We start from the raw sequence: 23,317 nt of genomic DNA, 5'->3' as shown, positions 1-23,317 counted from the left end.
AGCAGTCGAGTGACACGCATATTACTGGTTCGCCACGGCGAAGCGACCAAAGGGCCATCAATTGCCGATCCGGAACTTACCGACCTGGGCCGCCAGCAGGCGGGCGAGTTAGCACGGACACTTGCCCCTTCACGCCCCCTCACACTGACCAGCAGCCCAAAAACCCGCGCCCGCCAGACTGCCCAGCCCCTGGCAGACATATGGCAGTGCCCGGTAAATATAGAAAGCGCTGTGACTGAACTCCCCTCTCCTGAGGACGTCCCCCTCAGCAAGCGAGGTCAGTGGATCCGGGCGTTGCTCGCCAGCGACTGGGATACACAGGACGAGCGTCAACTGAGATGGCGCATGGGAATCCTGAATTACCTGCTCGGGCTGGAAGAGGACACAGTAATCTTCTGTCACTTTATGGTAATCAATTCCATCGTTGCCCATATCCGCAATGACCGGCGAACACAGCAATTTCGCCCGGATTATACGTCGGTAACCGAGTTGCAACTGACAGGAGGAGGTCTGGAGCTGATTCGGCTGGGCGCAGAGCGAGACAGCCGTATCTTGTAAACGCACCCCGAGAGCCGCGCCGGGGACAAGTAGCAGCTTCGCCCCACTACAGAGCTGCCGCCCACTTAAGTTCCGTACTCAAATCAAGCTTTTGCTGACCACTTCAAACAGGTCCGCGGATAACTTGCCGGAATCCATTACCGACTGCAATGTATCTCGCATGTTTTCTCCTAACGCCCCGCGGTATTTCTTCCAGCGAGTGATCGGGATTACCAGCCGGGCGGCTATCTGCGGATTGAGTTTATCCAGCGCAATGACCTGTTCGGCAATAAACTCAAATCCACTGCCGTCGGCACTGTGGAACTGGGTGAAGTTACGGTTGGCGAAGCCGCCGATAACCGCGCGCACTTTATTTGGATTTTTTTGCTCGAAAGCCGGATGCTGCATCAGGGTGCGCACCCTGTCCAGGGTTCCCCACTTGGCACTGCTACTCTGCAGGCCAAACCACAACTCGACCACCTGGGTATCCTGCTGCCAGCGGTCGTAAAATGACTGGAGCGCAGCCTCGGCAGTGGCAGCCTCGCCATAATTCACCAGCGCGCCCAGTGCCGCGGCACTGTCGGTCATATTGGTCGCTTGTTCGAACTGCTCGCGCGCCATTCCCAACGCGTCCGCATCTTCGGTAACACACAAATAAGACAGGCAGGCATTTTTCAAACTGCGCTCGGCGATATCGGCGGCACTGGGGCTGTATGGCTTGTCACTGTGCAACCTGCGGTAACAGGTGCGCAGGTCTTCTTTCAACGCGCTCGCCAGTGCATCGCGAGCAAATCTCCGCGCGGCCATGATCGCCTCGGCGTCTATCTTCTCGGACTGCTCCGCCAGGGTTTGCTCACTGGGCAACGCCAGCATTTCCGCCACCAGTGCGGGATCCAGATCCTGACTTCTCAGTATGCTGCGATAGGCCGCCACCAGCTCTGCCGGCAGCTGTAGCGACTTTCCGTTGCGGAAGTCGTTCTGCAGCTGCTCCAGCGCCATAAATGCCAGACGCTGGCTGGCATCCCAACGGTTGAATTCATCCGTATCACTGCGCATCAGGAACAGCAACTGCTCGGTGTTGTAATCGTACCGGACCTTCACCGGGGCGGAGAAACCGCGTAGAAGTGAAGGCAGCGGCTTTTCCGTCAGACCAGCGAAGTTGAACGTCTGCTCTTGCTCGGTTATCTGGAGAACGACCTGAGTGTTACCTGCCGCATCCAGTGGCAAATCGCGTCCGTCAGCTCCGAGCAGTCCGAGCGCCAGAGGGACATGGAACGGCAATTTTTCCTTTTGCTCCGGCGTCGCGGGACATGACTGCCTGACGGTCAGCGCATAATTGCCAGAGGCCGCATCATAGGCGTCGGTTACTTCCAATACCGGGGTGCCGGCCTGACTGTACCAGCGGCGGAACTGGGCCAAATCGACTTCGTTGGCATCTTCCATTGCCTTGATAAAATCCTCGCAGGTCACCGCACAGCCGTCGTGACGCTCAAAATAGAGATCACTGCCTTTGCGAAAACCTTCGCCCCCCAACAACGTGTGAACCATGCGCACCACTTCCGCGCCTTTTTCATAGACGGTCAGGGTGTAAAAGTTGGAGATCTCCATATAGGAATCTGGGCGCACCGGGTGTGCCATCGGCCCCGCATCTTCGGCAAACTGAACGGTACGCAACAGGGATACATCCTCGATGCGCTTGACCGCGCGGGAGTTCATGTCCGCGGAGAATTCCGCATCGCGGAATACGGTGAAGCCCTCTTTCAGGCTTAACTGGAACCAGTCGCGACAGGTGACCCGATTGCCGGACCAGTTGTGGAAATACTCGTGACCTACGATGGATTCGATTCGCTGGAAAGTACTGTCAGTAGCGGTCTCCGGACTCGCCAGCACGCAGGCTGAATTGAATATATTCAGCCCCTTGTTTTCCATCGCCCCCATGTTGAAGTGATCCACCGCCACGACCATAAAGATATCCAGGTCGTATTCGAGTCCGTAGACCTCTTCGTCCCAGCGCATGGCCTTTTTCAGTGAGCGCATGGCGTGGTCACACTTACCGATATTTTTTGCCTCGGTAAAGATCTGCAGCTTTACCTCGCGACCGCTGGCAGTGGTGTAGCTGTCCTCAACCTTTTGCAGGTCCCCGGCCACAAGAGCAAACAGATAAGACGGCTTCACGAATGGGTCCTCCCAGGTGACGAACTGGCGCCCGTCCTCGGTGTTGCCCCGCGCTATCTCATTGCCGTTGGAGAGCAATACCGGGTACTGCCGCGGTGCCACAATGGTGGTGGTAAACCTGGACATCACGTCGGGGCGATCCGGGTAGTAGGTAATTTTGCGGAATCCCTCCGCCTCGCACTGGGTGCAATACATGCCATTGGAGAGGTACAGGCCCTCCAGTGAGGTGTTGCCTTCCGGGTTAATCCGGTTGTGAATCTCCAGCTCAAATTCAGGCGCATCAACCGGAATCGACAGTCCCTGCGGCAGTTCCTCGTAACCACTGGCGGGAACCAGTTTGCCGTCGATGGCGACCGACAGCAGCTCCAGCTCCACGCCATCGAGCACCAGCGGCGGCAGCCCCGCTCCCGCCTCCGGATTGCGCCGGATCTTCAGCCGCGACTTGACCAGGGTGGCCTTGGGCTGCAGTTCAAAATGCAGGTCGGTGCTATCGACCAGATAGTCCGGCACTCGGTAGTCTTTCAGGTAAATGGTTGTGGGCTGGGCATCTTTCATAGTGGGAAACATCCTCCGCAGGGCAGTTTGCGCCACAAACCCGGTTCAGTTAGGACGCGGCGCACAAGTTATCACTCCCGACAAATTTCACAAGTGACCGCCGTCGAAAGATTTCAGATCGGTCGGTTGGCGACGGTCTTTTGGTGTAATCCTGAAGAAAAACGGGGCTCGTGGATATTATCGCCCACGCAGGTCGCGGAAACGTCTACGTAGCGCAACTGCCCTGGGCGATAAAGAGAGGGAGAAATCGCGACAGCAGCGGGAGCTGTCGCAACAGCACCCGAACTGCAGGCGAAAATATCAGGTAATCAATAGCCGGCAGCGTGCCCGTCCTTGCGGCTTTCCGAAGCCCCCCAATAGACACCCTGATCGTCGCGCATGATGCCCTGGTAGCCGCCATAGGGCCCACTCTCGAAGCGTAGCTGGTGGCCCATCTGAACCAGTGTCCGGCGGCTTTCCATCGGGAAACCGTCCTCCAAACTGATGTAACCGCCGTCAGTCATGATCTCGTCCGTCGGCTGGCTGGAACCACTATGCAATATGCGTGGTGCATCGCCCGCCTCCTGCACATTGAGGCCGAAATCCACCATATTGATCACTATCTGTGCATGCATCTGCGGCTGGGTCGCCCCGCCCATCACGCCAAAACTCATGAACGGTTTGCCATTCTTGGTAATGAACGCGGGGATAATGGTGTGGAAGGGCCGCTTGCCCCGCTGATACTGGTTGAAGTGCCCCTCCTCGAGACTGAACATCTCGCCGCGATCCTGCAGGATAAAGCCCAGGTCCGCAGGCGTCATACCCGACCCCATACCGCGATAGTTACTCTGGATCAGCGACACCATGTTGCCGTCCTTGTCCGCAACGGTCAGATAAATGGTATCCCCGTGGCGCAAAGCGACATTAACGGCATCGTATCGCCTGGCCGCCTTGTCCGGGTTGATCAGCTTGCGCCGCTCCGCGGCATACTTCTTCGAAATCAGCTGCGCGACAGGAATCTCGTTAAATGCGGGATCGGCGTAATATCTAGCCCGGTCTTCAAAGGCCAGCTTTTTCGCCTCGACAAACAGGTGTACGTACTCCGGGCTGGTGCGCCCAAGCTTGGCCAGGTCGTAGCCTTCGAGAATGTTCAGTATTTGCAGTGCCGCGATACCCTGGCCATTGGGAGGCAGTTCCCAGATATCGTAGCCGCGGTAGTTGGTCGAAACCGGCTCCACCCAGTCCGATGCGTGCGACGCCAGGTCCTCGTAGGAGAGGAAGCCGCCATTCTCCTTCATGTAGTCGGCGATTTTCCTGGCGATATCCCCCTTGTAGAAGGCGTCGCGGCCGCCCTCTGCTATCTGCCGATACGTTTTGGCGAGGCGCGGGTTGCGGAACAGGTCACCCTCCTGCGGCGCCCTGCCCCCGGGCAAGTAGGTTTCTCGGAATCCCGGGTACTTGTCAAGCAGCGGTGCGGAGCGGTTCCAGTAATAGGCTACCAGTTGTGTCACCGGGAAACCCCGCTCAGCATAATCGATCGCTGGCGCCAGAATATCTGTCATCGGCAGTCGACCGAACTTCTTGTGCAGTTCGAACCAACCGTCCACAGCACCGGGGACAGATACTGGCAATGGTCCGTGCGACGGGATCTTCGACAGACCGTTTTTTGCGAAGTATTCGAAGGGCAGCGACTTGGGTGAACGACCACTGGCATTCAGGCCGTAGAGCTTGTCCTCTTCAGCGCTCCAAACAATTGCGAACAGATCTCCGCCGATTCCGTTCCCGGTCGGTTCCATCAGGCCTTGCGCTGCATTGGCGGCAATCGCCGCGTCGACGGCACTGCCTCCGCGTTTGAGGATATCCAGTGCGATCTGCGTGGCCAGCGGCTGACTCGTGGCCGCCATGCCGTGCGTTGCCAGTACTGGCGAGCGACTGGCAAAGCCCTCACCATTCACTCGATCGTAAGCCACAGCTATTCCCCCGCTGATCAGGGACATGAAAAAGAATGCGCCAGAAAGAATGGCTCGAAAAGCGAAATTCACAAAAGGTGCCTCTCTTATTATTGTTCCAAGCCGGTTACACTGAAACCGTATAGCGTTGCCAGTTTCCACAAAAAACCGGCAATCGCAAGTCACTTTCAAGAGGTTACGCGTGCGCACATCCCGCCTGGTCCCATTCGTGGCAGTTCTGCTGGTCATTGCGCTCGGCGGTTGGCTCTGGTGGGAGCGCGACCGCGCTGTGCCGGCCCTGATTAATTCCCTGATCGACGGCGGAAAAATCGAGTCGCTTGACGGCCTGCAGCTTTCTTTCGGGCAGATCGATATTGAGCGACTGAAACTAGCCCTCAGTGATGGCGCAACGCTGCATCTGGAGAATGTGCGACTGCTGCGGCCTTTCAGCCTGATTTTTTCTGGAGCAGAAAATCGCACACAAGTCACCGTAGAAAGATTGGAATTTGAGCCTCCTGAGAGAGCAGTTGCGACAACTGCCATACCGGAGAAAAAGGAAGAAGAACCCATACCAGCCTTTAGACTCAGCGACACGGTATGGAGCATACACCGGTATCTACCGGAAAAACTGCATATCAGGGAGCTGCAGTGGCGAGGCAGGACAGCAACACCTGCAGCACTGGATCTTCGCCGCGACCACACCGAAGATACGATTGATGCCGCACTATTGAGCGGCGAACAGCGGCTCTCCCTGCGAATTCAACCACAGGAAAACCAGTTATCGCTGGTCGCTCACCTCGGTACCGCGGGGCAGGACCCAGCGCTTTCACTGCGTTGCAACCTGGCACCGGGAGATAATGATACCTGGCAAACCGCCCTACGACTTGAATCGGATCTGCAGCGCATCGCCGGCCTGCCCCTCTTAGGGAACCTCGATGAAATTGCGGCGAGCGCGTCGGGAAAGTTGACCGCCAGTATCGAGCTGGCACTGCCGGACGAAGCGCTCCAATTACAGGCCTACCGCGATATCGTTGCAAAGTTAAATGGTGAGTCGTTACACCTGACCCTTCCAGAGACGCTGCTGGGTGTCCCCGCCGACTTATCAGTGTCCACGGATACCCCCATCGAACTGTCACTGAAGTCGCTAGAGCCAGCAAGGACAGAAGCCATCGCCGGATCGGCAACGTTGAAGCTAACTCCAACCGGTCAACCGGTGCCACTGCTCGACCTGCAAACCCAAACCCGCAGCAAAAACGAAAAGCCCTCGATCGAGGTCACCGGCACTCTCAATCTTGAAGCCGCATCTCCCCTCCTAGCTGCACCCCGATGGCAGAAAATGCTAGCAGCCTTGAAGCTCGGTTCGCCTTCCGGCGCCGTGCACTTCGCCGGCATGGCAAAAGTATCGCCTTTGCGTGACGACCGAGCGCTCCACCAAAGCTGGCTGAGCAACATCACTCTGACGCTGTTGCCCGATAGCCGTGCGGGATTCAGCTATACCGCAGAGCTGCAGCAAGACTCGCCAGCCTCCCAGTTCGGCTGGCATAAAGGGAAGGTAGATATTCGGATTGCGAAACCGGTGAACCTGCAGATTGCTGAGTGGCCCGGCGATATCCAAATCACCGAGGGGACTGCGGCACTGCAATTAACCCCAGATGGCGGGAAAGCTGCGATCGCTTCGGAATTGCAACAGGTAGACTGTACCATCGCAGAGGAGACCAGATGCGCCCTGAAACTCCAGGTGGCTGCAGATAAAATCGACCATAAATCAAGCACTCTCACCATTCGCGAACCGAAACTCCATACGCAACTCGACTTCACCCTACAGGCCAACCGGCAACGCTGGGAGCTCCGGCAATCGGCATTTACCGCTCGGCAGATCTCCCGGGACGGTATCGAAGTGGAGGATTTTTCATTCAGCACAACCCACGTGGAATGCACACTGGCGGACGGTAATCCGGCCTGTAACAGCCCGGAGTCAATCACCAGTTTTTCCAAGTTGAAAAACGAGGAAATGACAGCTTCGGGGGCGGTAAGATTTGACGATATGCATTTTCGGCTGGACGACAGCCAATCGCAATTCACAAGTAGCTACCGGTCTGACAACCTAAAATTTACCGCTCAGGGGGGCTATCGGCTGGAACCTGTACTATCCGGCAAACTCAACTTAAATGGAAACCGGCTTCGCGGTGAAAATCAGTTGCAGGCGGGCAGTCTGAATGCTCGGGCACAGTGGCGTCACGACCTGGACACCGCGAAGGGAAACGCTGAGTTTACCCTGGAGCCTGTGAAATTCAGCCAGCAGCAACCGCTCAGCGAGTCCGTAGCAGGCCTGCCACTGGACCTGGTCGCAGGCACGCTTACCGCCGCTGGCAAACTGTCCTGGCCGCAGACACAGGGTGACAACATTAACGTCACCCTGAATGACGCAGCGGCAGTCTATGGCGACAGTTTTGCGACGGGAGTGCAAACGCGGTTCGCTTTGATAAAGCCGGAGGAGAACTGGATAACGTCAAAGCCACAACCGGTGCGCATCGACACACTGGATGTGGGACTGCCGGTAAAGGATATCCAATTCACACTATCACTGGATCAGAAACAGGAGCTGAGATTCGAAAAACTCCGCGCGGAATTATTAGGCGGGAAGCTGCAGTCTGAAGCCCTGGTTTGGAGTCTCAAAGGCGAGGAGCGCCGCAGCCTGGTTCTTCTCAATGAAATTTCCCTCAGGGAACTGGCCCGGGAAACTGAAGCGGAGAACTTCGCGGCAACGGGAATCCTCGACCTGAAAATTCCACTCATCACCAGCCGGGAGGGGATAACCATTGAACATGGAAGTGTACAGGCACGGGCACCCGGCGGCAGGCTGCGATATTACGGCGCCTTTTCTGCAGAGATGCTATCCAGCAACCCGCAACTCAAGCTTATCGCGGGGGCACTGGAAGATTACAACTATCGAGAACTCTCCGGCACAGTGGAATATCCCCCCAGTGGTGATATGCAACTGCAACTGAAGCTGGTTGGACGCAGTGATTCCGTGGATGCCGACAGGGACTTGATCATCAACCTGAACCTCGAAAACAATATCCCTGCCATGCTGCGCTCCCTGCAGGCCAGCCGAGATCTGACCGAGGCTCTCGAAAAGCAGATTCAGTGAACCAACCCCAATCATTCCGATTCAGATTGGGTTAAGCTTGCCCCGCTACAATAACCCAGAAGTTAGACCCTGAGGAGCGTCAGATGACGACGACCAGATTAACCCCTGCACTGCTACTCTGCGCTATGGTTACCGCAGGGTGCACGCCAACGGTAGCGGTGCAGGCGCCCAGTGAGCCTATTACTGTCAACCTGAATGTAAAGATCGAGCACGAGATCCGCGTCAAGGTCGACAGGGAGCTGGATGACCTCTTCGACGACAAAGAAGGCATTTTCTAAGGAGGCGAACCATGAAGCTTATAAAGACTGCCCTGCTGTTTCTGAGCCTGGCTATTGCACTGCCGGCCCTGGCCATCAACCTGGGGGAAGCCAAGAGCCAGGGCCTTGTCGGCGAGGCAAACAGCGGCTATATCGCCGTAGTCAGCCAGAGCTCCCCCGAACTCGAGGCATTGGTGGCGGAAGTCAACGCCAAGCGGAAAGCCGAGTACGCCCGCATCGCAAAGCGCAATAACATCGATATCGCCCAGGTAGCGGCGCGCGCTGCAGAAAAGCTCGAGGCGCGAGTGGCCCCGGGAGAGTACTATCAAGATAAACTTGGTCGCTGGGTACAGAAGTAGGCGCAAACAAGCCGGAAAGGTTCACCCTGCACCCAATCCAGCTTGAAATAGAAACCCGCGACGCGATCGAGGGTATAAAAAAGCCCGCTAAGAGACACCTCTCTGCGGGCTTTTTGTGTTTAAGTGTTTATCTTACAGGTTGCCGAACAGAGACAGCCCGTCCAGCCCCTGTTTCTCCATCACCTCTCGGAGACGCTTCAGGGCATCCACCTGAATCTGGCGCACACGTTCACGAGTCAGGCCAATTTCGCGCCCTACTTCTTCCAGGGTGCTGGCTTCAAACCCGCGTAGCCCAAATCGCCGGGAAACCACTTCACACTGCTTGTCAGGCAGCTCGCCCAGCCAGCGATTGATACTATCGAACAGATCGCTGTCCTGCAGCAGCTCCGCCGGATCAGACTCATGTTGATCCGGAATGGTGTCTACCAGAGTCTTTTCCGAGGATGGGCCAATCGGCGTATCCACCGATGTAACCCGCTCGTTGAGGCCCAGCATACGCTCAACATCTTCTACCGGCTTTTCCAGCAGATTAGCGATCTCTTCTGCGGAAGGTTCGTGGTCGAGCTTCTGCGCCAGTTCACGCGATGCACGCAGATAGACGTTCAGTTCCTTCACTACATGAATCGGCAGGCGAATCGTGCGGGTCTGATTCATGATCGCCCGCTCAATCGTCTGGCGAATCCACCAGGTGGCGTAGGTCGAAAAGCGGAAACCACGCTCGGGGTCGAATTTTTCCACTGCGCGGATCAGGCCCAGGTTGCCCTCTTCGATCAAGTCCAGCAAAGCCAGTCCACGACTAACATACCGCCGTGCAATCTTCACGACTAATCGCAGGTTGCTTTCGATCATCCGCTTTCTCGCCGCCGCATCACCACGCAGAGCCTTACGCGCGTAGTAAACTTCTTCTTCTGCGGTCAGCAGGGGGGAAAAGCCAATTTCATTGAGATATAACTGGGTGGCATCGAGGTTTTTCTGCAGATGACGATCGGTGTCCAAACTGCGTACTCGAGCCTTCAGTGGGGTGGGTTCGGAGTTTTTTTTTGCCGCTGTTTTCCGGATACGGCCGTTCGTATAGCCCTCTTTCTCGTTTATTTGTTGCCCGTTTTGATCTGCTGCCAACTCAGGAGGAAGATCATCTGCGTGGCCAGCCATTGACTGGTCTTGCCGTTGTGCTTCCATTTCCCCTACTCCTTGTACTTTGCCAATATCAGCCGCACTGCAGCTTAGTGGCGCCAGGAATGGCTACTACCAGCTGCGCTACCGTCTGTGCGACAGTCACCGGATTGGCTGACCTTGCGATCGTCACAAATCCAGTGACTACCTCAAGTGGTACAAATTAAAAATCCATTTTTATTTGCAGAGCTTTCTGGCAACCAGTCGAGTCATGGCAGATAAGCAAGGGGGTCAACAGGCTGACCGTTTCGACGAATCTCAAAGTGAAGCTTGTTGCGGTCGGTACCACTTGAACCCAGTTCCGCTATCCTCTGCCCCGCTTTGACCTCGCTGCCCTCTTTCACAAGTAACTTGTGATTGTGGGCATAAGCACTCAGATACTCCTCACTGTGCTTAACGATCAGTAGTTTCCCATAACCTCTCAGCGCATTCCCCGCGTAGATCACGGTGCCATCAGCTGCTGCGAGTACAGATTCTCCCTTTTCACCGGCGATATCAACTCCCTTCCGCAACGGGTCGCCTGAACTGAACCTGCTGATCACTTTGCCCTTTGCGGGCCAACCCCAGCGAATGGAGGAGCCAGACGCCCGAGAAGTCACCTGGCGCGGCTTGCTCGCCGTTAAGGATTTTGAACTGCTGGCGGTAGATTTTTTCTGGGGTTTGGAAGTCGGTTTCGGCGCCGGTGGCCGCTTCCTGGCGACTGTAGGCGGGGTCGTAGGCGCCGCAACGAGCGCGCGCCCGGCCAGCTGGAGCTGCTGCCCAGGATAGATCTGGTAAGGTGCGGAAATACCGTTTATCGCCGCCAGTTCCCGATAATCCTTACCATACCGCCACGCAATAGAGTAGAGAGTTTCCCCGCGGCTAACCGTGTGAAGCTTGATTCTGATACTCGGCGGCTGGCTGAGTGAACTGGTGGGAGCCGGGTGTGAAGCACAGGCATACAAGAACAGTGGCACCAATGCCAAGCTCAAAATTTTTAACACCGACAACGGAAAATGACCAGAAACAGGACAATTGTCCCGCCAGATTCCGTGTCGATTATGTTGAACGAGACGACATTTCATTATTCTCTTTTTACATCAGACGGCCGCATTTATGGGAAAAGTGTCTAAAAAAAAGTTCCAAGAAATCGCCAAATTCCTTCATAAAAAGCTGCCGCTCCGACCTTTTGCAGATCTTATTGCGGCGAGGCGCAGGATTTGCCCTCTCTATGCCTTCTTCCGAGTCCATCCACAACCAACACCAGAGCCATGGCGATGCCTGCGGCGGCCAATGCCAGCCCCAGGTAAGCACTCTCACCCGTCTGGGCACTGAATGTGGCCGGCGAGGTGTTGGACATCAACGGTGCCAGTTTATTCACACCACCTTCCACTCCGGCAAGCGGAAGCTTCCAAGGCCAGATGATCTTCAGGCTGCCCAGCAATATGCCGGCAAGAAAAGCCAGCGTGCGCGCAAGGTAATGATGCATCAGCCAGGAAAGCAGTCGACTGAACAACAGTAATCCACAGCCGGCACCAGCCGCAAAGCAGAGCAGATTCAACAGTTGCATCTCGTGCACTGCGACCAGCACCCTTGGATAAATTCCGATCAACAGCAGAATAAATGCACCGGAAATGCCGGGCAGAATCATTGCGCAGATTGCCAGGGCCCCGGAGAGAAACAGTGTCACAGGCGTCGCCGGAATCTGTCCCGGCCGCAGCTCACTGATCAGCACTGCAGTGGTCACGCCAATAAGCAGGAACAAAACAACAGAGGCCGACCAGCGCGGAATACTGCGCAGAATCGGCACTGCTGAGGCCAGGACCAACCCGAAAAAGAATGCCCAGACCACGATTGGGTAAGTCTGCAGCAGAAAACCAATCAGCCGCGCGAGGCTGAAAATACTGAGCAGAACCCCGGAAAACAGCGCGAGCAGAAAGCTGCCATTGATGTACTGCCAAGCGACTGCGAGACCGTGGCGCCGCAGCACGGTAACAGCGTGCGGACCGATCCGGCTGAGCGAATCGAGCAGCTCCTGATAAATACCCGTGATAAAAGCGATGGTTCCGCCGGAAACCCCGGGAACCACGTCGGCCGCGCCCATCGCCATACCGCGTGCGACCACACCCGCATAGCGGCTCTTGAAGAAACCAGACCAACTCATCGAACCACACCACTGAGCAGCGGCACAAAGCGCACCGCTTCCAATTTTTCAACGTCAAACTGATCACTGTCTTCGCGACGGGTGACAATGGTGAGGAACTGGCGCTCCGAGCCCACCGGGATCACCAGCACACCGTCCGGAGCCAGCTGCTGCTTCAACTCGTCGGGAATGGAGGCGGGTGCGGCAGCCGCCAGAATGGCGTCAAAGGGGCCCTTTTCCGGCCAGCCGAAGCCGCCGTTGCTGAGCTTGAATTCGACATTGCGGTGTTCCAGTTCCCGCAATAGCCGCCGCGCCTGATCCAGTAGCGGCTCGATGCGCTCCACGGAATAGAGATGATCCACCAGGCGAGCGAGGATGGCAGTCTGGTAACCGGAACCCGTGCCTACCTCGAGTACCCGATGCAGTGACTTGGCGCGACTCAGCAGGATTTCTGTCATGCGAGCGACGATATACGGCTGAGAGATGGTCTGGCCATAACCGATCGGCAGCGCGGTGTCCTCATAGGCGCGAATGGCCAGAGCTTCGTCAAGAAAGAGGTGCCGGGGGGTCGATGCCATAACATCCAGCACTTCTTCGTTGCTGATTCCTTCGTCCCGAAGCCGCTGTATCAGGCGGTTGCGGGTACGCTGGGAGGTCATCCCCAGCCCCTCACGTCTCAAGCGATCCATATTCTTCTTATTCCAACATCTGCAGTGCGCAAAGCGCGCTATACCCGGTTCACAGATTCTATGTGGCGTCCGTTACATTGACCAGCTCTGCGATCTCTCGCAGCAATGCCGTCGCAAAGGTGCCCACCGGCAGGGCAAACTCCAGCACCAGGTCATCGGCTTCCCACTTGTAGACAAAGGCCGCCGGGCGCAACACCAGCTCCCGGCGCTCCTGCTTCAGGCCACAGTGCTCCAGCCAGTCACACCAGCGCTGCCAGGGCGACAAAACCCGCAGCTCCAGCTCGGCCAGTGTCTCGGCCGCCAGCCCCCTGCCCCGCCCCCAAAGCGGTCCCGTCGGTTCAGGCTGGGGCTCGCCGGCAAGCTGCTGCTGCCAGTTGGCCTCGCGTACCCGCTCCGCCAACACTTGGTTAAACAACCAGCTGCGCGCGGCCGACATCGCAAATGCTTTCTCACTTTTGCGGCAGCGTTCATTATCTTCCGCCAGCCGGCGCACCAGATCGAGATTCCCGCCGTCGCGGCCGAAACGCTGCTCACCGAAGTAATTGGGTACTCCGCCGACAACCCGCGCCAGGACTCGCTCGGCCTGATCCCGGTCACCCCGCACATTGCGCAGGCGAATGTGGAAACGATTACCGCTGTGTTCGCCACGGCGCAGTTTCTTCAGTCCGCGGTGATGCTGTAACAGGGTTATTTCGGCGTTATTAACCTGAGTCCAGTCCGGCTCCGGCTTCTGCCCAAGCCAGACACTGAACCACTGGGTGGTCACTGCATGGCGGTCCTTCAGGCCATAGAAGCCAACATCCTGCGTCCGGACTCCGGCCAGGCGCGCCAGCTGCTGCGCAACCCAGGCCGTATTGGCACCACGTTTTTTCACCTGCAGGTAAACATGCTCGCCGTCTTCGGCAATCGGCGGTGCCGCCAGTTCGTCCACCACGAAATCTTCCGGAGTGCTGCGAAAATCCGCGTAAATCGCCGCACCACCCAGGGCTCGCGGCCAGTCCAGCGCTTGCGGCCAGTCGAAATTACTGCGTTCAATCATCGCTTTGCTCGAGCAGAACCACCGCCTGCGCGGCAATGCCTTCGCCGCGCCCGGTAAACCCGAGCTTTTCGCTAGTGGTCGCTTTGACACTGATGCGGTCACAGTCAACCCCGCAGTCGGCGGCTATATTGAAGCGCATGGCGTCGATGTGCGGCGCCATCTTGGGGGACTGGGCGATCAGCGTGCAGTCAGCATTCACCAGGCGATAGCCGCGCTCTGTGATCAGCGCCACTACATGGCGCAACAGGACGCGGCTGTCGGCCCCCGCGTAACGGTCATCGGTATCCGGGAAGTGATGGCCGATATCTCCCAGAGCCAACGCCCCCAAAACTGCATCCGACAGAGCGTGCAGCAGCACATCGCCGTCGGAGTGCGCCTTCAATCCGCGCTCGTGAGGAATTTTCACCCCACCCAGGATGACATGATCACCCGGGCCAAACGCGTGCACGTCAAAGCCCTGGCCAACTCGAAAACTCACTATCTCTTATCCTCCGTAGGGGCGTAGCGCAGGCGCAATATCGTTTCCGCCAGCACGATATCGGACGGATGGGTAACCTTGATATTGTCCCGCTGCCCCGGCACCAGTTGCGGTGCATGGCCGAACAGTTCCAGTGCGCTGGCCTCGTCGGTGATGGCTGCATGCTGCTCGAGCGCACGGCGCAGGCACGAGTGCAGCAAGCCGAGTGGCGCACGCTGAGGTGTCTGCGCCAGCCAGATATGATTGCGGTCCAGCGTTTTTTCCACTACCGGGCACCCCTGTTCGATAGCGCTCTGTTTAACGGTGTCGCTGGCCGGTTGCGCCAACAGGGCTACCGGCGACACCGCTTCGTCAAGAAGGGCGCTGATATCTTCCAGGGCGACACAGGGCCGCGCGGCATCATGTACCAGGACGGGTGTATCCTGCGGTTCGCGGGTACCGAGAAAATCGAGCGCGGCCAGCACCGAGTCCGCGCGCTCGGCACCACCGGTCACCCGGTGCACCTGCGGATGCTTCGCTTCAGCCAGATGGGAGAAGTGGTCGTCGTCTGCGGATAGCGCCACGACAATGCCGGAGAGTCCGGGCCAGGTAAGAATATTGCTCAGGGTCAGCGACAACAGCGGGCGCCCCAATAGCGGCAGGTACTGCTTGGGCCTGTCTGCCCCCATACGCTTACCGACTCCGGCGGCGGGCACCACCACCCAATAGCCACTAACGAGAGAGCCACTAATCACTCTTTGCCCTCTTCCGGGTCGAGAAAGATAAACAGGGTTTCGCCTTCCTTGATCAGGCCGAGATCGTAGCGCGCCTTCGCCTCGACACCTTCGGTACCTTCCTTCAGGCTGCGCACCTCCCGCAACAGCTGGCGATTCTCCCGCGCAAGCGCGGCATTCTTTTCCTGCTGCTGAGCGAGCTGGCGTTTCAGGCGTGTGGCTTCTGCAAGACTGCCCTCACCGACCCAGAGTCGGTACTGGGTGGCGAGCAGCATCACGGTGAGGATTGCTAGTAGCCAGCGCATCGGGCTTCGCCCCTACCCTCAGAAATGCGGAATGCGGAACGCGGAATGCGGAATTCCACACCCCACCCCCGAGGAACCGCGAATATTCCGCATTCCGCATTCCGCATTCATCATTTATTTAAACTCGGCGCGGCCGCGATACGGGGCAGAACCGTTCAGTTCAGCTTCGATACGCAGCAAGCGGTTGTACTTGGCTACGCGGTCGGAGCGACACAGGGAACCGGTTTTGATCTGGCCGGCAGCAGTAGCAACGGCCAGGTCGGCAATGGTGGTATCTTCGGTTTCACCGGAACGGTGGGAAATCACTGCGGTGTAACCCGCGTCCTTCGCCATCTTGATCGCGTCCAGGGTTTCGGACAGAGAGCCGATCTGGTTGAACTTGATCAGGATAGAATTACCCACGCCTTTCTCAATACCCTGCTTCAGGATCTTGGTGTTGGTTACGAACAGGTCGTCACCTACCAGCTGCACCTTTTCACCGATCTTGTCGGTCAGCACTTTCCAGCCATCCCAGTCGCTCTCGTCCATGCCGTCCTCGATCGACAGGATCGGATAGTTGGAAGACAGCTCGGCCAGGTAGCTGGCAAAGCCTTCGCTGTCGAACTGCTTGCCTTCACCAGCCAGGTCGTACTTGCCACCTTTGTAGAACTCTGAGGAAGCGCAGTCCAGTGCCAGGGTGATGTCTTCACCCAGGGTGTAGCCCGCTTTTTCCACCGCTTCGGCGATCACTTTCAGTGCCGCTTCGTTGGACGGCAGATTCGGCGCGAAGCCACCTTCATCACCCACTGCGGTGTTCAGGCCATTAGCGGACAGTACCTTTTTCAGGGAATGGAAAATTTCCGCACCCTGACGCAGCGCTTCGGCGAAGTTCACAGCCTTGACCGGCTGGATCATGAATTCCTGGATATCCACATTGTTGTCGGCGTGCTCACCACCGTTGAGGATATTCATCATCGGTACCGGCATGCTGTACTGGCCGGCGGTGCCATTGATTTCAGCGATGTGCTGGTACAGCGGGATATGCTTGGATTTTGCCGCTGCCTTGGCCGCAGCCAGAGAGACCGCCAGGATCGCATTTGCGCCGAGCTTGGCCTTGTTCTCGGTGCCGTCGGCATCGATCATCGCCTGGTCCAGGGCGCGCTGGTCACGCGCGTCCATGCCCTTCAACAGGTCGGCGATGGTGGTATTGATGTTCTCAACCGCCTTGAGCACGCCCTTGCCCAGGTAGCGGCTCTTGTCGCCGTCGCGCAGTTCCAGCGCTTCGCGGGAACCGGTGGATGCGCCGGACGGTGCGCAAGCCGAGCCGATAGAACCGTCTTCCAGAATCACATCGGCCTCTACGGTCGGGTTACCGCGGGAATCCAGCACTTCGTAGGCCTTTACGGCGACAATCTTGCTCATTAACAAGGGCTCCTTGTTGTTAACTTTTGGTGAATGGCTAAACAAAATTCTTCCAGGCGGCGTCAGGGATCAAATCCCAAATCGTAGCGGCGCTGCTACCGGTGGCGGTTTTCGGGACACGGGCTAGGCGCCCCCCCTAAATCCATCCCTGGAGGCTTGTCTGCGAGGTCCCTCTCGCAGACAGTCCCGAAAACCGCCACCGGCATCAGCGCCTTAGCATCCCGCCCATCACATTGTTCGATTTTCGGAATCCGACAAATGTTATTTGGTGTCCAGCGGCGCGAAGCCTTTAACCAGATCGTCCACCGCCTTCATCTGTGCAAGGAAGGGCTCCAGTTTTTCCAGCGGCAACGCACTGGGGCCGTCGCACAGGGCCTTGTTGGGATCCGGGTGAGCTTCCAGGAACAGACCGGCGATACCGATAGCCAGACCGGCGCGGCCCAGCTCGGTGACCTGAGCGCGGCGGCCACCGGAAGCGGCACCGGATGGATCGCGCATCTGCAGCGAGTGGGTCACGTCGAAAATCAACGGCGCGCCACCAGAGGCGTCGATCATGGTGCGGAAGCCGAGCATGTCGACGACCAGGTTGTCGTAACCGAAACAGGCGCCGCGCTCGCACAAGATGATCTTGTCATTGCCGCACTCGGCAAATTTTTCCACCACATTTTTTACCTGCGGCGGACTCATGAACTGCGGTTTTTTCACATTGATCACCGCGCCGGTCTTCGCCATTGCGGCCACCAGGTCGGTCTGACGCGCGAGGAAGGCGGGCAGCTGGATGATATCCACCACCTCCGCCACCGGCGCCGCCTGATGTACTTCATGCACATCGGTAATCAGCGGTACGTTGAAGGTCTTTTTGACCTCTTCGAAGATCTTCAACCCCTCTTCCATGCCCGGTCCGCGGTAGGAGTGGATGGAGGAGCGGTTGGCCTTGTCAAAAGATGCCTTGAATACGTAGGGGATTCCGAGCTTCTCGGTCACCTTTACATAGTGCTCGGCAACCTGCATGGCGAGGTCGCGGGATTCCAGTACATTCATGCCGCCGAACAGCGTAAACGGCTTGTCGTTGGCGACCTGAACTTTTCCGACTTCGATGGTTTTCACTGTCAGTTCCCTCTCCCCTTCCCCTCGGCCTGAATTGGCAGAGGCGAAGGGTTCAAATTAATCTCAACCCTGGCTTTCGTGGTGTTGCATCGCTGCTGCAATGAAACTTTCGAATAGCGGGTGGCCGTCGCGCGGGGTCGAAGTAAATTCCGGGTGGAACTGGCAGGCCACGAACCAGGAGTGTTCCGGCAGTTCGACCATTTCCACCAGGGTGTCATCCGCGGACCAGCCACCTATCTTGAGACCGGCTTTCTGCAGGCGATCGACGTAGTTGTTGTTCACTTCGTAGCGATGGCGGTGGCGCTCGACAATGACGTCGGAGCCGTAGATTTCCCGCGCCTTGCTGTCCTTGGCCAGACGGCACTCCTGGCCACCGAGGCGCATGGTACCGCCGAGGTCGGACTGCTCATCGCGTATCTCTACCTTGCCCTCGCTGTCGATCCACTCTGTGATCAGACCGATCACCGGGTTCGCGGTATTGATATCAAACTCGGTGCTGTTGGCATCTTTCAGGCCCAGCACGTTACGCGCGTATTCGATGACTACCGACTGCAGGCCGAGGCAGATACCGAGGAACGGAATATTGTTCTCGCGCGCATAGCGCACCGCTTCCAGCTTGCCTTCCAGGCCGCGCTCACCAAAGCCGCCGGGAACCAGGATCGCATCGGCGCCCTTGATCAGGTCGATGCCGTTCTCACCCTCGACGTCTTCCGCATTGATAAAGTCGATATCCACCTTGCAGCGGTGCTTGATGCCCGCGTGGGTCAGGGACTCAATCAGGGATTTATAGGCATCCAGCAGCTCCATGTACTTGCCGACCATGGCAATCTTCACTTCGTGCTGTGGATTCAGTTTGCCATCGACAACAGCGTCCCACTCGGACAGGTCCGGGGCAGCGCACTCGAGCTGCAGTTTTTCCACGACGATATCGTCGAGACCGTGGCTGTGCAGCAGACGCGGCACGCTGTAGATGGTCTTGGCGTCCGGCAGCGGTACTACCGCGCGCTCTTCGACGTTGGTAAACAGCGCGATCTTGCGGCGGGAATCTTCATCGATTTCACGCTCGGAGCGACACAGCAGGATATCCGGCTGCAGGCCGATGGAACGCAATTCTTTCACGGAGTGCTGGGTCGGCTTGGTCTTGGTCTCGCCGGCGGTGGCGATATAGGGCACGTAGCTCAGGTGAATCAGCAGCGCGCGGTTCAGACCCAGTTCCACGCGCAGCTGGCGCACGGATTCCAGGAACGGCTGGGATTCGATATCGCCAACGGTACCGCCGATCTCGACGATCGCAACGTCCACATCGCGGCCGCCCTCGAGGACGCGGCGCTTGATCTCGTCGGTGATATGGGGAATCACCTGTACGGTACCGCCCAGGTAATCGCCGCGGCGCTCCTTGCGCAGCACGGTTTCATAGACCCGGCCAGTGGTGAAGTTGTTGCGCTTGGACATGCGCGTGCGGATAAAGCGCTCGTAGTGGCCCAGGTCCAGATCCGTCTCGGCGCCATCTTCGGTCACGTAGACCTCGCCGTGCTGGAAGGGGCTCATGGTACCTGGGTCCACATTGATGTAGGGATCCAGCTTCAGGATGGTGACCTTGAGGCCACGGGCCTCGAGAATAGCGGCCAGGGAGGCGGAGGCGATACCTTTCCCCAATGAGGAAACCACGCCACCAGTGACAAAAATATAGCGCGTCATGCAAAACCTTGGTCAGTTGAATGCCCGATGGAATCGGGTTTGCGGGGCTGGCCCGAGCGGGATGTCCTGCCCGTCCCGGTGCCTTTGAGATGGGACGCCAGACTACCAGAAAGGCGCCTTCCGCTCAATCGCCAATTACCCGCAGACCCCGCCATAGCGCCATTTGAGCGAACCTTCAAGAGCACCTTCAAGAGCACCCGCACAAAGGAACAGGTCGCCCACCGCGAGCAGTTCCCCACCACTGTAGACCAGCGGCACCAGGTCGCGCAGCCAGGGCTCCAGCCCGACCTCCTGCAACAGTTTCTTGAGCGACTGCGAGTGCCGGCGGTAAACCGGCCTGGCGCGCTCTCCACCGCGGCGGAAGCGAACCTGGTAATCCCCCGGCGGCCACCCCGAAGCCACCGCCAGCTGCCAGCCGCCCCCCAGCACCAAGGGGCTCCGCCCATCCCAGTGCCACTCATTGGCCAACGGGTTGACTCGCAAGACTGGTGTCAGGAACAAGCGATCGCGAAAACGGCGCACAACCAACCCGCCAAGAACGACCTCCATCTGAGCGTCTTCGGCTGACTGTAACGCCTGAGTCAAAGCCTGCTGCAACCTTGGCGCCTCCGGCATATCCGCCCCGCAGTCGGCCAACCAGCTGCGCAACAGGTTTTTCTGGCGACGCTTCGGCAACGCCCTCAGGGATTCAAGGCAGATACTCTCGCCGAACCGTTCGCGGCGCCGGCCGCACCGCCGCAGATCCAGCCCCCCCAGATCCTCGAGAAGCTCTGCCGCCTCCCGCAAATTTTGCACTGCACGCACTACCCGCTCTCGCAGCGGCCAGCGATCGCTGAGCAACGGCAGTACAGTCGCGCGAAGGAAATTGCGATCCAGGGATTGGTCGGTATTGCTCTCATCCTCGATCCACTGCAAGCGATGCTCGCGCGCATACTCCTCCAGCTGCGCGCGCCCGACACCGAGCAGCGGGCGCAGGATAGCCGCACCGCCCAGCGGGCGGCTGTCCGCCATTGCGGCCAGCCCGAGCGCACCGGCACCCCGCAACAGCCGCAGGAAAAATGTCTCCACCTGATCATCACCGTGCTGGGCCAGCAACAGTTGGTCACCGGGCTGCAGTAGGTCCGCAAAAACCCCGTAACGGGCGGCGCGCGCGGCCTGCTCGAGCCCGCGACCATCGACATTGACCTGAACCCGCCGCGCCTCAAACGGCACCGCCAGGGTTCCAGCTACCGCCGCACAGTGCGCTTGCCAGGCGTCGGCACTGGCTGACAGGCCGTGATTGATATGGATTGCCCGCAGGTCCACTCCCTGCTGGCGCAGCAGGTGCAACAAAACGGTGGAATCGAGCCCGCCACTGAAGCCCACCCAGCGGACACCATCGCAAGGGTGACGCGATAGCTGACTCCTTACCCTTGCCGTCCAGTCACTCACAATTGTTCCCGATCAATGATCTCGCTTCCCCGTTCGCCACACCCAGCCGCGCGCCGGCGCTACTGCATTGCCCCGCCGGCGACAATTACCGCAACCTTGCCGACAACCAAAACAAATGTGCCATTTTGACCTGTCGCACGATGGTCCCAAATGATAAATTCATCCCCTGAATTTGAACTGTTTCAAAGTTGTATAAAAAGAGCCCAAAATGGTCCAGTTAGTTGTAGATTCCGGTTGCGACCTGCCGGATGAGTTCCTGCGCAAATTTTCCGTTCCCGTACTCCCCCACACCGTCAGCGTTGGTGAGGATAGCTTCGGCGATCAGCGCAACCCCGCCAAGATGTCGCACTTTTACTCCATGTCCCTGGTCGATCGCTCGCGAAAGATAGTGACGGGGCCGGCCTCCAGCGATGATATCGAATCGATACTGCAGGGGCTGATCGACAAGGGCTGCAAGGATATCGTGGTGCAGACCATCAATGGCACCAACAGCCCGACATTCAGCAACGCGCGCACCGCTGCGCGCAGGCTAACCCAAAATGACGCGATCGCCGACGACATCTCGATTCATGTCGTGGACTCACAGACGCTGTTCAGTGGCCAGGGGCTACTCGCGCTCTATACGCTCAGCCTGATTCGCAAGGGGCTCAGCGGTACCCAGGTCAGGGACAGAGCGGAACAGTTTCGCCGCAAGATTCACGGCTACGCCGCCATCAAGGACGTTTATTACGTGCGTGAACGCGCGCGCGCAAAAAACGAAAACAGCATCAGCTGGCTCAAGGCGACTGCCGCCCGCCACCTGGACCTGCATCCGATCCTGTCGATGCACCCTGACGGCAGCACGGTGACCGATACGGTGCGCGGCTACGAAAACTGTACCGAGGCCCTGTTCAAGCTGGCGATCGACAAGATCCGCGCGGGAGAACTGCTGGCGCCGATGGTTGCGACCAGCATCGCCGGCCGAGTGGAGGAACTGGAGAAAGTACCGGGATTTGCCGAACTGGAACAGGTCGCCCGGGAGCACAATGTGAAGATCTACCGCTCGGTCATGAGCCTGTCCGGCGGTATCAATCTGGGGCCGGGGACGGTCGCCATGGCCATGGCCACCAAGGACTGAGGACGCTCCGCATAGCGGGATCAGGGAGAGCTATCACCCTCCCCCGATCCCGGCAGAGGGTGACGCCTGCAAGCGGGGATGATTACGAGACGATATTCCCGTAGCTCATCAGACGCTGGTAACGCTTTTCCAGCAGTTCATCGATCGGCACACCGCGCAACTGCTCCAGCTGTTCGCTGAGGCGCTCCTGCAGACGTGCGGCCATGGTATCCGGGTCGCGATGGGCGCCGCCAAGCGGCTCCGGAATCGTCTCATCCACGATACCCAGCTCTTCGAGCACACCGGAAGTCACCCCCATGGCCTCGGCCGCTAGCGGCGCCTTTTCCACGGTCTTCCAGATAATGTTGGCGCAGCCCTCCGGCGAGATCACAAAGTAAGTGGAGTACTGCAGCATATTCAGCTGGTCACCGACTCCGATCGCCAGCGCGCCACCAGAGGAACCCTCACCGATCACGGTGCAGATAATCGGCGTGCGCAGGCGCGACATGACCGCCAGATTCTGCGCGATGGCCTCACTGATACCGCGCTCTTCACTGTCGATGCCGGGGTAGGCTCCAGGTGTATCGATCAGGGTCAGCACCGGCATTTTGAAGCGCTCGGCCATTTCCATGATGCGCAGCGCCTTGCGGTAGCCCTCGGGTTTCGGCATACCGAAGTTGCGGGCCACCTTCTCATTGACAGTGCGGCCCTTCTCCTCGCCGATCACCGCCACCGGCATGCCATTCAGGCGCGCGATGCCCGCAATGATCGCCTTGTCATCACCGAAATGGCGATCGCCGTGCAGCTCGTCCCAGTCGGTGAAGATGCGCTCGATATAGTCTTTCGAATAGGGGCGCTGAGGATGGCGCGCCACCTGCACCACCTGCCACGGTGACAGGTCGGAGTAGATGGATTCGGTCAGGCTCTTGCTCTTTTCCCGCAGGCGAGCCACTTCGTCGGCAATATTCAGCTCGTTGTCATCACCCACGTGCTGCAGCTCTTTTATCTTGCTTTCCAGTTCAGCAATCGGCTGTTCAAACTCGAGAAAATTGAAATTCATGAAATCCGCGCCTTTAACTCAATTCAACGCCACCAAGGAAATA

At 58.2% G+C, this 23,317-nt stretch carries 20 protein-coding genes; 5 read left to right on the top strand and 15 right to left on the bottom strand.

Annotated features, from left to right (window positions below; all coding sequences use genetic code 11):
• Positions 1-9: 9 nt before the first annotated feature.
• A complete protein-coding gene (locus tag BUC36_RS15485; protein WP_073276816.1) occupies positions 10-558 on the top strand; it encodes a histidine phosphatase family protein in 549 nt (182 codons plus the stop codon).
• A 78-nt stretch (positions 559-636) separates the two neighbouring features.
• Here the strand turns inward: BUC36_RS15485 and pepN are convergent, their stop codons facing one another.
• Together pepN and ggt are read right to left on the bottom strand one after the other, a co-directional pair.
• Positions 637-3,267: an aminopeptidase N gene (gene pepN, locus BUC36_RS15480; protein WP_073276814.1), complete on the bottom strand. Its 2,631-nt coding sequence runs from the start codon at positions 3,265-3,267 to the stop codon at positions 637-639.
• A gap of 308 nt (positions 3,268-3,575) precedes the next feature.
• The gene (ggt, locus tag BUC36_RS15475) at positions 3,576-5,216 is read right to left on the bottom strand and encodes a gamma-glutamyltransferase (RefSeq protein ID WP_234995024.1); all 1,641 of its coding nucleotides are present in this window, start codon (positions 5,214-5,216) and stop codon (positions 3,576-3,578) included.
• A gap of 208 nt (positions 5,217-5,424) precedes the next feature.
• Between ggt and BUC36_RS15470 the strand changes: the two genes are divergently transcribed.
• The 3 genes from BUC36_RS15470 to BUC36_RS15460 all read left to right on the top strand — a co-directional run bounded on the left by BUC36_RS15470 (position 5,425) and on the right by BUC36_RS15460 (position 8,962).
• Positions 5,425-8,346: an intermembrane phospholipid transport protein YdbH family protein gene (locus tag BUC36_RS15470; RefSeq protein WP_143187014.1), complete on the top strand. Its 2,922-nt coding sequence runs from the start codon at positions 5,425-5,427 to the stop codon at positions 8,344-8,346.
• Between the two features lie 83 nt (positions 8,347-8,429).
• Complete coding sequence (locus tag BUC36_RS15465) at positions 8,430-8,624, top strand: YnbE family lipoprotein (protein WP_073276810.1); 195 nt, start codon at positions 8,430-8,432, stop codon at positions 8,622-8,624.
• A gap of 11 nt (positions 8,625-8,635) precedes the next feature.
• Positions 8,636-8,962, top strand: coding sequence for a YdbL family probable chaperone protein (locus tag BUC36_RS15460; protein WP_200797296.1), 327 nt, complete (start codon positions 8,636-8,638; stop codon positions 8,960-8,962).
• Between the two features lie 132 nt (positions 8,963-9,094).
• Here the strand turns inward: BUC36_RS15460 and rpoS are convergent, their stop codons facing one another.
• The 12 genes from rpoS to tilS all read right to left on the bottom strand — a co-directional run bounded on the left by rpoS (position 9,095) and on the right by tilS (position 21,118).
• Positions 9,095-10,141, bottom strand: a complete 1,047-nt coding sequence (gene rpoS / locus BUC36_RS15455; RefSeq protein ID WP_268778226.1) for an RNA polymerase sigma factor RpoS — start codon at positions 10,139-10,141, stop codon at positions 9,095-9,097.
• Positions 10,142-10,344: 203 nt separating this feature from the next.
• The gene (locus BUC36_RS15450) at positions 10,345-11,199 is read right to left on the bottom strand and encodes a peptidoglycan DD-metalloendopeptidase family protein (RefSeq protein ID WP_084536144.1); all 855 of its coding nucleotides are present in this window, start codon (positions 11,197-11,199) and stop codon (positions 10,345-10,347) included.
• A gap of 113 nt (positions 11,200-11,312) precedes the next feature.
• A complete protein-coding gene (locus BUC36_RS15445) occupies positions 11,313-12,218 on the bottom strand; it encodes a DUF368 domain-containing protein (protein WP_234995023.1) in 906 nt (301 codons plus the stop codon).
• Positions 12,219-12,274: 56 nt separating this feature from the next.
• Positions 12,275-12,946 (bottom strand): protein-L-isoaspartate(D-aspartate) O-methyltransferase, encoded by a 672-nt coding sequence (locus tag BUC36_RS15440; protein ID WP_200797295.1) that lies wholly within the window; start codon positions 12,944-12,946, stop codon positions 12,275-12,277.
• 58 nt (positions 12,947-13,004) lie between these two features.
• On the bottom strand, positions 13,005-13,985 hold the full coding sequence (gene truD / locus BUC36_RS15435) for a tRNA pseudouridine(13) synthase TruD (protein ID WP_073276804.1): 981 nt from the start codon (positions 13,983-13,985) through the stop codon (positions 13,005-13,007).
• Positions 13,978-14,463: a 2-C-methyl-D-erythritol 2,4-cyclodiphosphate synthase gene (ispF, locus tag BUC36_RS15430; protein ID WP_073276802.1), complete on the bottom strand. Its 486-nt coding sequence runs from the start codon at positions 14,461-14,463 to the stop codon at positions 13,978-13,980. The genes truD and ispF overlap by 8 nt, the downstream gene beginning before the upstream one ends.
• A complete protein-coding gene (gene ispD / locus BUC36_RS15425) occupies positions 14,463-15,197 on the bottom strand; it encodes a 2-C-methyl-D-erythritol 4-phosphate cytidylyltransferase (protein WP_234995022.1) in 735 nt (244 codons plus the stop codon). The genes ispF and ispD overlap by 1 nt, the downstream gene beginning before the upstream one ends.
• A complete protein-coding gene (locus BUC36_RS15420) occupies positions 15,194-15,481 on the bottom strand; it encodes a septum formation initiator family protein (RefSeq protein ID WP_073276800.1) in 288 nt (95 codons plus the stop codon). Before BUC36_RS15420 ends, ispD begins: the two co-directional genes overlap by 4 nt.
• Positions 15,482-15,595: 114 nt before the next feature.
• The gene (gene eno / locus BUC36_RS15415) at positions 15,596-16,882 is read right to left on the bottom strand and encodes a phosphopyruvate hydratase (RefSeq protein ID WP_073276798.1); all 1,287 of its coding nucleotides are present in this window, start codon (positions 16,880-16,882) and stop codon (positions 15,596-15,598) included.
• A 261-nt stretch (positions 16,883-17,143) separates the two neighbouring features.
• The gene (gene kdsA, locus BUC36_RS15410) at positions 17,144-17,989 is read right to left on the bottom strand and encodes a 3-deoxy-8-phosphooctulonate synthase (protein ID WP_073276796.1); all 846 of its coding nucleotides are present in this window, start codon (positions 17,987-17,989) and stop codon (positions 17,144-17,146) included.
• Between the two features lie 63 nt (positions 17,990-18,052).
• Positions 18,053-19,687 (bottom strand): CTP synthase, encoded by a 1,635-nt coding sequence (locus BUC36_RS15405; protein ID WP_073276794.1) that lies wholly within the window; start codon positions 19,685-19,687, stop codon positions 18,053-18,055.
• Positions 19,688-19,822: 135 nt separating this feature from the next.
• Positions 19,823-21,118: a tRNA lysidine(34) synthetase TilS gene (gene tilS, locus BUC36_RS15400; RefSeq protein ID WP_073276792.1), complete on the bottom strand. Its 1,296-nt coding sequence runs from the start codon at positions 21,116-21,118 to the stop codon at positions 19,823-19,825.
• A 208-nt stretch (positions 21,119-21,326) separates the two neighbouring features.
• Between tilS and BUC36_RS15395 the strand changes: the two genes are divergently transcribed.
• Entirely contained in the window at positions 21,327-22,235 is a 909-nt protein-coding gene (locus BUC36_RS15395) for a DegV family protein (RefSeq protein ID WP_073276790.1), read from the top strand.
• Positions 22,236-22,317: 82 nt separating this feature from the next.
• Here BUC36_RS15395 and BUC36_RS15390 read toward each other — a convergent pair whose 3' ends face one another.
• Positions 22,318-23,274, bottom strand: coding sequence for an acetyl-CoA carboxylase carboxyltransferase subunit alpha (locus tag BUC36_RS15390; RefSeq protein WP_073276788.1), 957 nt, complete (start codon positions 23,272-23,274; stop codon positions 22,318-22,320).
• Positions 23,275-23,317: the final 43 nt, after the last annotated feature.

It is taken from the genome of Microbulbifer donghaiensis (assembly GCF_900129095.1).
GTDB classification, from domain to species: Bacteria; Pseudomonadota; Gammaproteobacteria; order Pseudomonadales; family Cellvibrionaceae; genus Microbulbifer; species Microbulbifer donghaiensis.
Note: the sequence above shows the minus strand (reverse complement) of the source record. Positions and strands in the feature narration are given on the sequence as shown.